The following is an 11,617-nucleotide window of genomic DNA, read 5'->3' as shown; positions in this document are numbered from 1 at the left end:
CTGTTCGCCAGGGAAACGGGCGAAGTATAAAGCATTGTGAATGGGTAAAGGGGTTTTATAAGCAAAAACACCACTGCGGTTGCAATGGTGTTTATCTCGTTATTCAGTCAGACGTGCGAAAGGTCTACTTGCCGTCAGCGCGGCGCTTTCTTCCGGTAGGATTATTGACCACGCTGGTTTTGTCACCTTCGGTCACGGATTTACGTTGATTTGAGATTTTGTGGTCCAGTCCGAGAATATGACGGGCCTGACGGTTCGATTTCATTCTAACTCCTTAATCCTGTTACTGGTTTCAAGGGCGAGCCCGTATGACAACGGACGAAATACAACCTGATAGAAAGCCGATGTTCAAAATAACGGCTTTCTGGATGGTCGGTCATTTTATCTGAAAGGTCAATGCTTAAGCGGCAAATGAGAACTTTCCCGTATGTGCCATGCTTTTTCTCAGCCGTCCTATACTTGTAACTCCAACGACAACACAGGAGAACGGTAATGACTATCCATAAGAAAGGTCAGGCACACTGGGAAGGCGACATTAAGCGCGGTAAAGGTACCGTATCGACCGAAAGTGGCGTGTTGAATCAGCAACCGTATGGGTTTAATACCCGATTCGAAGGGGTGAAAGGCACCAATCCAGAGGAGTTGATTGGCGCGGCCCATGCGGCCTGCTTCTCAATGGCGCTTTCTCTGATGTTGGGCGAAGCGGGTTTTACGCCAGATGCCATTGATACCACTGCCGATGTTTCTCTGGATAAAGTGGATGCCGGGTTTGCTATCACCAAAGTCGCGCTGCACAGCGAGGTGAGCGTCCCGGGGATCGATGCCGCCACGTTTGACGGCATTATCCAGAAAGCGAAAGCGGGCTGCCCGGTATCGCAGGTGCTGAACGCGGAAATTACGCTGGATTATCAACTGAAGTCTTAATCGTGGCGTGCCGGATGCGACAGCGTCTTATCCGGCACCAGATGATGTTATTGCGCTACCCAACCGCCATCCATATTCCACGCAACGCCTCGCACCTGCGCCGCGCCGTCTGAGCACAAAAATAGCGCCAGCTCACCCAACTGTTCCGGCGTGACGAATTCGCGCGACGGCTGCTTTTCCGCCAGCAGGGCGTCACGCGCGGCTTCAGGCTCAGCGCCTTCGGCAATTCGTTTATCAATCTGCTGCTGGACCAGCGGTGTGAGCACCCAACCGGGGCACAGCGCATTGCAGGTGATGCCCGTTTGCGCGGTTTCCAGCGCAATGGTCTTGGTTAGTCCCACCACGCCATGCTTCGCAGCCACATAGGCGGACTTCTCTTTTGAGGCCACCAGCCCGTGAACAGAAGCGATATTAATAATGCGCCCCCAGTTACGTTTACGCATGCCGGGAAGCGCCAGGCGTGTGGTGTGAAAGACAGAAGAGAGATTAATGGCGATAATCGCGTTCCATTTATCAACCGGGAAGGTTTCCACCGGTGAAACGTGCTGGATCCCGGCGTTGTTGACCAGGATATCCACACCGCCAAATTCGCTTGCAGCATAGCGCATCATGTCAGCAATTTGCGCTTCATCGCTCAGGTCTGCGCCATGATAGCCCGGCGTTTTGCCATACTGCGCCACGGCGTCTTTGGCGGCTTCAACATCGCCAAACCCGTTAAGGATCAGGGTTGCTCCCGCTTGCGCCAGCACCTGTGCGATGCCTAATCCGATACCGCTGGTTGAACCGGTTACAAGGGCAGTTTTTCCCGTTAAGTTCATGATGATTCTCCTTAAACAATTCCGGTGGTGTAGAAGACGCCGATAACAAACAGCACGGCCAGACTTTTAATGACGGTAATGGCGAAAATCCCACCGTACGCCTGACGATGGCTGAGACCGGTAATGGCCAGCAGGGTAATGACCGCGCCGTTGTGTGGCAGGGTGTCCATACCACCGCTGGCCATTGACGCCACGCGGTGGAAGACTTCAAGTGGGATATTGGCGGCATGGGCAGCGGCAATAAAAGTGTCAGACATGGCGGCGAGGGCAATACTCATCCCGCCAGACGCCGAACCGGTGATCCCGGCAAGCGTGGTGATGCTGATAGCCTCATTGAGCAGTGGATCGGGAATGGCCGCCAGCGCTTTGGACAGCACAAGGAAACCCGGCAGGGCGGCGATCACTGCGCCAAAGCCGTACTCTGATGCGGTATTCATCGCTGCGAGGATCGCACCGCCAACCGCCGTTCTGCTCCCTTCCGCCAGGCGACCTTTAATGTTGCGATAGCCGAAGAGTACCACCAGTAAAATTCCAGAAATCAGCGCCGCTTCTACCGCCCAGATAGCAGTGATTTTACCGACTTCGGTGGTAATCGGTTTGGCAAGACCCGGAAGCTCCAACTGATGCGTGGCGCCATACCATTGGGGGATCCAGCGGGTGAACAGCAGGTTAAATACGCCAACCAGGATCAGCGGAGAGATAGCAATTATCGGGTTCGGCAGATTAATGTTATCTGGCGTTTCGGGCTCGTTTAACAGTTCAGTGCCATATCCTTCATTCTTCGTCTGGGCTTTACGACGCTGGCGCTCGAGATAAACCAGACCGACAACGATAATAAACACGGAACCTATCAAACCCAGCCACGGCGCGGCCCAGGCGTTAGTGCCATAGAAGCTGGTCGGAATAATGTTCTGGATCTGCGGCGTGCCAGGTAAGGCGTCCATCGTGAAGGAGAACGCGCCCAGCGCGACGGTGGCCGGGATCAGGCGCTTAGGAATATTACTCTGGCGGAACAGCTCCGCCGCAAATGGATACACCGCAAACGCCACTACAAACAGCGAAACCCCGCCGTAGGTTAACAGCGCGCACACCAGCACAATTACCGGGATGGCGTGACGCCGCCCGAGGATATTGATGGCGGCGGCAACAATAGAGCGGGAAAAACCAGATAACTCGATTAACTTGCCAAACACCGCTCCCAGCAAGAACACCGGGAAGTAAAGCTTCACAAAACCGACCATTTTTTCCATAAACAGGCCGGTAAAAGCAGGTCCGACGGCGCTGGGTTCGGTAAGCAATACAGCACCTAATGCCGCGATGGGGGCAAAAAGTATGACGCTATATCCGCGATAGGCTGCCAGCATCAGCAGGCCCAGCGCTGCCAGGGCGATTAATACACTCATCATGACTCCTCAATATCATTGTTATAGTGGGGTACAGAAAGAGAAGTTACGGTTTCAGGGCAAAGCGCAGCTGATGCTCTCTGCGTTGCTGGATATATTCCTTGCGCGAATCATCCCAACGATAAAATCCCTGACCGCTGCGTAAACCGGTATCACCGTTGGCAACTTTGTCAGCGACCAGCGACATCATGTCGCTACCGGTTGCCAGTTCCGGTAGCAGATGCCGACAAATATCCTGCACCGTAGAAAGTCCGGTCATATCTGCCGCCTCCAGCGGACCAACCATCGCATAGCGACGACCAAGCGAGGCGCGCATGACCTGGTCCACCACCTCTGCGCTGGCGATACCGCTTTTGACGATATGCAACGCTTCGCGCAGCAGGGCAAACTGCAGGCGATTACCAACAAACCCCGGTGCGGCGCGATCGAGCACCACGGCTTCCAGTTGCATTGAAAGCAGTCGCTGTTGCAGCGCATGCAGGTATTCTGGCTTCGTGGCCGTGCCGGGGACAATTTCGACCAACGGAATAAAATGCGGCGGGTGCCAGAAATGGGCGATCAGCAAGCGTTCGGGATGGGCGAGCTTTTCTGCCAGCGCATCCGGCGGCAGGCCGCTGGTATTACTGGCAATCACGGCCTCCGGCGCGATCAGCTCTTCCAGTTGCGCATACAACGCGTGCTTGAGTTCGAGTCGCTCCGGGATGGCTTCAATCAGCAACCCACACGCGGCAATATCTTTTAGCGAGGTAGTGCCATGCAGACGGCTCACAACCTGTGTTTTTTCGTCTGCGGCAAACTGTTCGGTAGCAATCAGTTCATCCACAATGCCGCTGGCAACGGCGCCAATGTCCGCAATGCGGCTGCTGTCGGTGTCATACAGCCAGACATCGTGACCATACCGGGCGAAGTGAGTGGCAATACCGACGCCCATCAAACCCGCACCCAGTACGCAGATAGGTTTACTTTGCATGAGATGCCTCCTGCGAACGTTCCACCGCCAGTGCTACGCCCTGACCGCCGCCTACGCACAGCGTAGCCAGCCCTTTGACGGCATTGCTGCGGGACATTTCATGCAGCAGTGTCACCAGAATTCGACAACCTGAGGCACCAATGGGATGGCCCAGCGCAATCGCTCCGCCGTTCACGTTCACCCGATTACCGTCCCAGTTCAGGGATTCGCCAACCGCCAGCGCTTGTGCGGCAAAGGCTTCGTTGGCTTCAATGAGATCGACATCATTTAACGTCCAGCCCGCTCGCTTCAGGCACTGGAGTGACGCTTCTACTGGCCCAATGCCCATAATCGCAGGGTCGACGCCGGAGACGGCGTAGCCCGCCACCCGGCACATAACCGGCAGGTTGAGTTCTGCCGCTTTGGCGGCGCTCATCAACATTACCGCGGCGGCGCCATCATTGATTGACGAGGCATTCCCGGCGGTCACCGTGCCGTTACCTGGGCGAAATGCTGGCTTGAGCTGCGCCAGTTTATCGGCCTGAGTATCCGGACGTGGCTGTTCGTCATGATCCACTACACGCGGCGGTTTTTTGCCCTGTGGGACGTTGACCGGCGTGATTTCCGCGTTAAAACGACCACCTTCAATGGCGGCGGCGGCTTTTTGCTGGGAGTGAAGGGCAAAAGCGTCCTGCTGCTCACGACTAATGGCAAACTTATCCGCCAGATTTTCGGCGGTAATGCCCATGTGATAGTCGTTGAACGCATCCCACAGACCGTCATGCACCACGCTGTCTTTCATGCTGGCATGACCCAGTCGCAGGCCCGCCCGAGCGCCATCGAGAAAATAGGGCGCATTGCTCATGCTCTCTTGCCCACCGATCACGATTTGCGCATCGCCGCAGCGAATAGCCTGTACCGCCTGATGCACCGCTTTAAGGCCCGAGCCGCACACCAGATTAATGGTTAACGCCGGCGTAGTTACCGGCAGGCCTGCGCGTAATGCCGTTTGTCTGGCCGGATTCTGGCCGCAGCCCGCCGTCAGGACCTGACCTAAAATCACTTCATCAATTTGCTCAGGGGTCACGGCTGTTTTTTCCAGCAACGAACGGATCACCACCGAACCCAGTTCAACCGCCGAAAGCGGCGCCAGTGCGCCATGAAAACTGCCAATCGGGGTGCGCGTTGCCGCGACAATAACAACATCCTGCATGGTCAGCTCCTCAGCTAAAGTGCATTTCGGGGACATTTTCGGGAACGATCAGCTTGCCGGCGGTTCTGGCGACAATCTCATCCACACTGATGCCCGGCGCACGCTCACGCAGAATGAACGCGCCGTCGGCAATTTCCAGTAGCGCCAGATCGGTAAGCACGCGTTTAATGCAGGCTACGCCGGTCAGCGGCAGGGTGCAGGCTGGGAGCAGTTTCGACTCTCCGCTTTTGGAGGCATGCGTCATCACCACGATGATGTTGTCGGCTCCGGCAACCAGGTCCATCGCGCCGCCCATGCCTTTCACCATTTTTCCGGGGATCATCCATGAGGCGATATTGCCGTTAACATCCACTTCAAATGCGCCAAGCACCGTAAGATCAACGTGGCCGCCGCGGATCATGGCGAAAGATTGCGCCGAATCGAAGATCGCCGCACCTTTGCGCGCCGTCACGGTCTGTTTCCCGGCGTTGATCATGTCAGCATCAATTTCATCTTCCGTAGGAAACGGGCCCATACCCAGCAAACCATTTTCCGATTGCAGCATTACGTCCATGCCATCGGGAATATAGTTCGCCACCAGAGTGGGGATACCAATCCCAAGGTTGACGTAATAACCGTCGCGCAGTTCGCGGGCAACACGCATCGCCATTTGTTCACGCGTTAACATGGTCAGGCTCCTTTCTGGCGCAGGGTGCGTTGTTCAATACGTTTTTCAAACTGCCCTTGAATCAGGCGGTTAACGAAAATTCCTGGGGTGTGAATTGCGGCGGGATCCAGCTCTCCGGGAGGGACAATTTCTTCGACTTCCACAACGGTAATACGCCCGGCGGCGGCCATCAGCGGATTAAAATTCTGCGCGGTGTGGCGATAAATAACGTTGCCGTACCAGTCGGCTTTCCAGCCTTTAACCAACGCAAAATCACCGGTTATCGCCTGTTCTAAGATGTAAGGGCGTCCGGCAAACTCGCGAACTTCTTTGCCTTGCGCAACCGGGGTCCCGTATCCGGTTGCGGTATAGAATGCCGGGATCCCCGCACCGCCCGCACGCAGTTGCTCTGCCAGCGTGCCCTGCGGCGTCAGGATAGCTTCCAGTTCACCATTAAGTACCTGTTGCTCAAAGAGGGCGTTTTCACCCACATAAGATGCGACAACCTTGCGTACCTGGCGCGTTTCCAGCAGTACACCAAGGCCAAAACCATCCACGCCGCAGTTGTTTGACACAACCGTAAGCCCTTGAACCTCCCGACGACGTACTTCGGCAATCAGGTTCTCAGGGATCCCACATAAGCCAAAACCGCCAGCCAGCAACGTCATGTTATCGGTTAGTCCTTCCAGCGCCTCTTGATAAGTGGCAACCCGTTTATCCAGTCCAGCCATACACTTGCCCCTTCTGTTGTCCTTGCTGACATCATTGGGGGTGAAAAATGATTTGTTAATTTTAAATTTGTGACTCACTCATTGGGTTTTTTTATCAATTTAATGTTAATTAAAGGTATTCAACAAGTTAAGGAAATGCGAAATGGGAATGAGCATCAAACAGTTACGCGCGTTTTTAGCGGTAGCTCACACTCTGAATTTTGCTCATGCCAGTGAACGACTGAATATGTCGCAACCCGCACTAAGTCTGGCGATTAAAGGACTGGAGGATTCGCTGGGCGGGGCGTTACTGTTGAGAACCACACGCAAAGTGACCCTGACGCAAGAGGGCGAAACGCTGCTGAACATGGGGCGACAACTGCTGGCGGACTGGGAAAATACGGAAGAGGCAATGCGCCAGCGCTTTACGCTACAGCGCGGGAAAATCTCTATTGCCGCCATGCCCTCATTCGCTGCTAACGTCCTGCCATCGGTACTAAAAACGTTTCGGGACTCCTACTCCGGTATCAACGTAACGGTTCACGATGTGATTAACGAACACGTAATTGAAATGGTCAGTGAAGGGCGGGTAGAGATGGGGATTGCCTTTGAGCCGGACTATTCAGGTCATCTGCATTTCACGCCGCTCGGTGTGGATCGTTTTATCGCCATTGTGCCGCCAACCTGTCGGCTGGCGGGCAGGGATCGTATTGCGTGGCGCGAACTGTTAACGCTGGATTTCATCACACTGCAACGTCCTTCTGCCGTGCGCCTGATGCTGGAAGAACAACTGGTGCAAAGTGGACATACGCTGGAGGTGGCGCTGGAGAGCCATCAACTGGTGACCATTGGCCGGCTGGTAGCCAACGGACTGGGCGGCAGTGCCGTACCCGCCCTGTGCCGCACGCAAATGACCGAGCTGGGCGCAACCTGTATCGATCTGGATACGCCGGTGATCCAGCGGCGGATCGGCGTTTTGCGTTCGGCGCATCATAAGTTGTCCACCGCCTCAGAAGTGTTGGTGGATTCACTGAAAAAGGCCTATTGCGCCTGATGCTCTCACGCATTACGCCAGCCGTTAAGGTTATGCCACCGCCCGCCAGCAGCGAACCTCACATCCGGTGTCACTTTTCAGCAATGGCTGTTTCTGCTCACAACCGCGGGTTGCCAGCGGACATCTGTCACGGAAAAAGCAGCCCTGAGGCAGCGTACGGTTCCCCGGGAGTTCGGTTTTGCGCAACACCAAATCTTCCGCCAGCGGTGCGCCCGTTTTGGGGACCGAGTCCAGTAATAATCGCGTGTAGGGATGAGCGGGCTGAGTGAGTACCTGCTGCGCATCGCCCAGCTCGACAATTTGCCCGAGGTACATTACCGCCACCCGGTCGCTCATATGGCGGACCACCGACACGTTGTGCGATATCAGCACGTAAGTCAGATTCCTGCGCGCCTGCAATGACACCAGCAGGTTGAGAATTTGCGCCTGCACGGAGATATCCAGCGCCGAGGTAGGTTCATCGAGAACAATCACATTGGGCTCTGATGATAGCGCCCGGGCGATGGCAATACGCTGACGCTGTCCGCCAGAAAACGCATGCGGCAGGCGATCGAGGTATTCCGGGCGAATCCCCACCTGGCGCGCCAAATCCTCGGCAAGCATGCGTCGCTCACGCTCCGGACTCCGCTTTTGGATCCACACCGGCTCGGTCATTATCCGCCACACCGGTAAGCGCGGATCCAGCGATGAAAGGGGATCCTGAAAGACCATCTGCATACCGTTGTGCTGCGTGTCCCCCCGGCAAGCATAGTTACCCTGACTGGGTTTCAGCATCCCCATCAGCAGTTGCGCCAGTGTACTTTTTCCGCAGCCGGACTCACCGACAATCCCCAGCGTTTCTCCCTGACGGATCTGTAAATCCAGGCCGTTGAGCGCATGCACCCGTTCCGTTACTTTGCCGAGCCAGTTTTTACGCGCAGGGAAGTTGACATGAACATCCTGCAGCGCCAGTAAAAAATCAGACATGTGTTGTCTCCAGTTGCGGATACCAGCAGGCAGATTGTTGATCCGCGCCTCCCTGACTGCTTAACGCAGGCGTTTCTTCACAACGTGGGCCAGCGGCAAAGCAGCGCTCGCGAAATGCGCATCCGGCCGGTAAACAGGTTAAGTTCGGCACGGTACCGGGAATTGCGGGCAGTAATGCGCGTGGCTCACCGTGTTCCGGCGCGCATTTCAGTAGACCAATGGAATAGGGATGCGTTGGGCGTTGAATAACAGTTTGCGTCGGGCCACTCTCAATCACACTCCCGGCATACATGACGTATAACCGATCGCATAACTGTGAAACCACCGCCATATCATGACTGATAAATAATACGGCTGTCCCGCTGGCGCGCGCTTTTAACTTCAGCAAACGCAGCACCTGCAGTTGTACCGTGACGTCCAGCGCGGTGGTCGGTTCATCGGCAATGATAAGCTCCGGCTCGCACGAAAAGGCCAGGGCAATCATTACCCGCTGACGCATCCCGCCGGAAAGCTCAAACGGGAAACGTTTCATGACTTCCGACGCGTCCGGGATTTGCATTTCGTCGAGTAAAGCGATGGCTTTCTGACGAGCATCCGTGCGGCTTAACGCCTGATGATGGCGAATAACTTCCACCATTTGCTGACCTATACGTCGGGTCGGATTCAGCGCCGTCATGGGTTCCTGAAAGATCATCGCCACACGTGCGCCGCGCCATTGGCGCAATTGCTTCTCGCTGGCGTTGAGCACATCTTCACCCAGCAGCGAAACGCGCCCCTGGTGAATATGATAGCTTCCCTCCGGCAGCAAACGCATGGTGAGCATAGCCGTCACGGACTTACCGGAACCGGATTCACCCACCACGCCAACGATTTCTCCGCGGTTGATATGCAGCGATACATGGTTCAGCGCATGCACGTCAGCTTTATAGCCGGGGAAACTCAGATGCAAATCTTCAATTTCCAGCACAGGTTGTGTCATGACTGTTTTCCTCCGGCTTTCGGATCCAGCAGATCGCGAATACCATCGCCAAAGAGATTAAAACCCACGGCGGTAATCAGAATGGCGGCGCCAGGAAAAGCGCAATACCACCACTGATCAAGCACGTAGTTGCGGCCAATTGCGACCATCGCCCCCCATTCAGCACTGGGCTGCTGTGCGCCCAGACCAATAAACCCGAGCGTGGCGGCCATCAGGATCGCGCTGCCGATGTCCAGCGACGCCTGCACAATGAGCGGCGGCAGAGAGTTACGTAAAATGTGCCAGCTAATCAAATGCCAGCGTGAAGCCCCGTAGGTTCGTGCGGCCTGCACATAGGTAAACTGGCGCACCACTAACGTTTGACCGCGGGCGAGGCGCACATAAAACGGAATACGTACGATGGCAATCGCCAGCATGGCGTTAAACAGGCTTGGACCCAGCGCGGCGGCCAGCGCCATCGTCAGCACCAGCGAGGGAATAGACAGCATAATGTCCATTATCCGCATAATAATCGCATCGGCACGTCCGCCCATGACGCCAGACAGACACCCCAGCAGCGAACCCAATCCTCCGGCAATACCCACCACCACCAGCCCCGCAACGACCGACTGCTGACTTCCCACCAGAACGCGACTGAACAGATCGCGGCCAACTTCATCGGTACCAAACCAGTGCGCGGCTGACGGGGGCAGCAGACGTGCACTCAAATTGATAGCATTGGGATCGTAAGGGGTTAGCCACGGCGACAGCACCATTAGAAGTAGTATCAGTACAATGATGACCCCGCCAACCATCGTCAGTGGGCTGCTTTTCATCATCCAGAACAGTTTAGCCCAGTCCGTGCGGCGGCGTGTTGTCTGAGGGGCGGTCGGCGTTTCTTGTGTGAGCATCATTGTGCGCCTCCACGTCCAATTCGTGGGTCTATCCACAAATAGAGCAAATCCACCACCAGGTTAACCAGCACATAGGCGAAAGAGACCACTACGGCAAATCCCATTACCGCCGGGAAGTCGAGCGCCTGAATCGACGTCACCACCCACGCGCCCATGCCTGGCCAGGCGAAGACCGTTTCAGTCAGCACCGCGCCGTAGAGCAGATCGCCTAATGCCAGGCCGAGAACGGTTATCGAGGGGATAAGCGCATTGGGCAATGCGTAACACAATACGATGTACCAGCCCGGCAGCCCGCTGGCGCGAGCGGTACGAATGTAATCTTCACTCAGTTGCTCAAGCATGGCGGAGCGAATCTGGCGAGCGACAATCCCCAGGTGCACAAATGCCAGCGTCAGTGATGGCAGGATCAGGTGCTGAAGCGCATTGAAAAAGACTTCGCCATTGCCTTCCAGCAGTGCATCTATCAGATAGAACCCGGTAACGTGAGCAGGCGGATCCAGCCAGTCGTCTAAACGCCCTCCGCCAGGTAAAATTTGCAGATGCCCATAAAACAGCACGATAACCCCCAGCCCCAGCCAGAATGCAGGCGTGGAGATGCCGGTGATCGCCATCAGGCGAACGAGGTGATCAAGCCAGCGGTTGCGCCATACTGCAGATAAAATACCTAACGGAATCCCAATAATCAGCGCCAGCAACAAGGAGCAGAAAGCCAGCTCAAGGGTAGCGGGGAAGAAAATGCGTAGCTCATCCAGTACCGGACGTCCGGTGCGAATAGAGATGCCTAAATCGCCATGAAAAATGTCGCTGACATAGCGAAAAAACTGCACATACAGCGGCTGATTCAGCCCCAGCTGTTGGCGAATATTTTCGACAATTTCATCGCTGGCGCGATCGCCCGCCAGCAGCCGCGCGGGGTCGCCTGGTATCAGGTGTGAAATAATAAAGGTGATTACGCAAACACCGATAACCACCAGAACAAGTCCCCAGCATCGCTGGCGTAAAATACTCCAGAACGTCATTAGCTTCCCCTTGCGGAGCCAGAGCGGCTCCGCATCAACGTGG

At 55.6% G+C, this 11,617-nt stretch carries 13 protein-coding genes; 2 read left to right on the top strand and 11 right to left on the bottom strand.

Annotated elements, in window-relative coordinates:
• Positions 1 to 124: 124 nt before the first annotated feature.
• The gene (gene sra, locus OGV77_RS15905) at positions 125 to 265 is read right to left on the bottom strand and encodes a stationary-phase-induced ribosome-associated protein (protein ID WP_043016306.1); all 141 of its coding nucleotides are present in this window, start codon (positions 263 to 265) and stop codon (positions 125 to 127) included.
• Positions 266 to 492: 227 nt separating this feature from the next.
• Between sra and osmC the strand changes: the two genes are divergently transcribed.
• Entirely contained in the window at positions 493 to 924 is a 432-nt protein-coding gene (osmC, locus tag OGV77_RS15900; protein ID WP_042308368.1) for a peroxiredoxin OsmC, read from the top strand.
• Between the two features lie 47 nt (positions 925 to 971).
• On the opposite strand, the gene OGV77_RS15895 is transcribed toward osmC, so the two are convergent.
• From OGV77_RS15895 to OGV77_RS15870, 6 genes are read right to left on the bottom strand one after another with little or no spacing between them, the layout of a single operon-like run.
• Positions 972 to 1,742: a 3-hydroxybutyrate dehydrogenase gene (locus OGV77_RS15895; RefSeq protein ID WP_043016307.1), complete on the bottom strand. Its 771-nt coding sequence runs from the start codon at positions 1,740 to 1,742 to the stop codon at positions 972 to 974.
• 11 nt (positions 1,743 to 1,753) lie between these two features.
• Positions 1,754 to 3,148, bottom strand: a complete 1,395-nt coding sequence (locus OGV77_RS15890; RefSeq protein WP_286502868.1) for a GntP family permease — start codon at positions 3,146 to 3,148, stop codon at positions 1,754 to 1,756.
• A gap of 43 nt (positions 3,149 to 3,191) precedes the next feature.
• A complete protein-coding gene (locus OGV77_RS15885; RefSeq protein WP_087050543.1) occupies positions 3,192 to 4,115 on the bottom strand; it encodes a 3-hydroxyacyl-CoA dehydrogenase family protein in 924 nt (307 codons plus the stop codon).
• Positions 4,105 to 5,307: an acetyl-CoA C-acetyltransferase gene (locus OGV77_RS15880; protein ID WP_286502867.1), complete on the bottom strand. Its 1,203-nt coding sequence runs from the start codon at positions 5,305 to 5,307 to the stop codon at positions 4,105 to 4,107. The genes OGV77_RS15885 and OGV77_RS15880 overlap by 11 nt, the downstream gene beginning before the upstream one ends.
• A 10-nt stretch (positions 5,308 to 5,317) precedes the next feature.
• Positions 5,318 to 5,974, bottom strand: a complete 657-nt coding sequence (locus tag OGV77_RS15875) for a CoA transferase subunit B (protein WP_047411246.1) — start codon at positions 5,972 to 5,974, stop codon at positions 5,318 to 5,320.
• Positions 5,975 to 5,976: 2 nt separating this feature from the next.
• Positions 5,977 to 6,684 carry a CoA transferase subunit A gene (locus tag OGV77_RS15870; RefSeq protein WP_043016312.1) on the bottom strand — a complete coding sequence of 236 codons (708 nt, stop codon included), beginning with the start codon at positions 6,682 to 6,684 and terminating at the stop codon, positions 5,977 to 5,979.
• A gap of 142 nt (positions 6,685 to 6,826) precedes the next feature.
• Here OGV77_RS15870 and OGV77_RS15865 point away from each other — a divergent pair, with 142 nt between their 5' ends.
• Positions 6,827 to 7,717: a LysR family transcriptional regulator gene (locus OGV77_RS15865; protein WP_043016313.1), complete on the top strand. Its 891-nt coding sequence runs from the start codon at positions 6,827 to 6,829 to the stop codon at positions 7,715 to 7,717.
• 30 nt (positions 7,718 to 7,747) lie between these two features.
• Here OGV77_RS15865 and OGV77_RS15860 read toward each other — a convergent pair whose 3' ends face one another.
• The 4 genes from OGV77_RS15860 to OGV77_RS15845 are packed head-to-tail and all read right to left on the bottom strand — an operon-like array spanning position 7,748 to position 11,574.
• Complete coding sequence (locus tag OGV77_RS15860) at positions 7,748 to 8,683, bottom strand: ABC transporter ATP-binding protein (protein ID WP_043016314.1); 936 nt, start codon at positions 8,681 to 8,683, stop codon at positions 7,748 to 7,750.
• The gene (locus OGV77_RS15855; RefSeq protein WP_080625192.1) at positions 8,676 to 9,662 is read right to left on the bottom strand and encodes an ABC transporter ATP-binding protein; all 987 of its coding nucleotides are present in this window, start codon (positions 9,660 to 9,662) and stop codon (positions 8,676 to 8,678) included. Before OGV77_RS15855 ends, OGV77_RS15860 begins: the two co-directional genes overlap by 8 nt.
• Positions 9,659 to 10,555, bottom strand: a complete 897-nt coding sequence (ddpC, locus tag OGV77_RS15850) for a D,D-dipeptide ABC transporter permease (protein ID WP_043016316.1) — start codon at positions 10,553 to 10,555, stop codon at positions 9,659 to 9,661. The genes OGV77_RS15855 and ddpC overlap by 4 nt, the downstream gene beginning before the upstream one ends.
• A complete protein-coding gene (locus tag OGV77_RS15845; protein WP_043016317.1) occupies positions 10,552 to 11,574 on the bottom strand; it encodes an ABC transporter permease in 1,023 nt (340 codons plus the stop codon). The genes ddpC and OGV77_RS15845 overlap by 4 nt, the downstream gene beginning before the upstream one ends.
• Positions 11,575 to 11,617: the final 43 nt, after the last annotated feature.

The organism is Citrobacter sp. Ce129, from assembly GCF_030334545.1.
GTDB classification, from domain to species: domain Bacteria; phylum Pseudomonadota; class Gammaproteobacteria; order Enterobacterales; family Enterobacteriaceae; genus Citrobacter; species Citrobacter europaeus.
This window is presented reverse-complemented; position numbering and strand designations above follow the sequence as displayed.